This window comes from Brenneria sp. L3-3C-1 (assembly GCF_016456245.1).
Taxonomy (GTDB): Bacteria; Pseudomonadota; Gammaproteobacteria; order Enterobacterales; family Enterobacteriaceae; genus Brenneria.
Genome location: NZ_JAEMHF010000036.1, coordinates 1 through 556, shown reverse-complemented (window position 1 = coordinate 556; position 556 = coordinate 1). Strand labels below are relative to the sequence as shown.

1 rRNA gene is annotated in these 556 nt (G+C 53.6%); it reads left to right on the top strand.

Annotated elements, in window-relative coordinates:
* Positions 1-556: ribosomal RNA gene (locus tag JG725_RS20590) — 23S ribosomal RNA — on the top strand; the annotation flags it as partial.

The following is a 556-nucleotide window of genomic DNA, read 5'->3' as shown; positions in this document are numbered from 1 at the left end:
ATAGGGGAGCCGCAGGGAAACCGAGTCTTAACTGGGCGTTAAGTTGCAGGGTATAGACCCGAAACCCGGTGATCTAGCCATGGGCAGGTTGAAGGTTGGGTAACACTAACTGGAGGACCGAACCGACTAATGTTGAAAAATTAGCGGATGACTTGTGGCTGGGGGTGAAAGGCCAATCAAACCGGGAGATAGCTGGTTCTCCCCGAAAGCTATTTAGGTAGCGCCTCGTGAATTCATCTCCGGGGGTAGAGCACTGTTTCGACTAGGGGGTCATCCCGACTTACCAACTCGATGCAAACTGCGAATACCGGAGAATGTTATCACGGGAGACACACGGCGGGTGCTAACGTCCGTCGTGAAGAGGGAAACAACCCAGACCGCCAGCTAAGGTCCCAAAGTCATGGTTAAGTGGGAAACGATGTGGGAAGGCCCAGACAGCCAGGATGTTGGCTTAGAAGCAGCCATCATTTAAAGAAAGCGTAATAGCTCACTGGTCGAGTCGGCCTGCGCGGAAGATGTAACGGGGCTAAACCATGCACCGAAGCTGCGGCAGCGA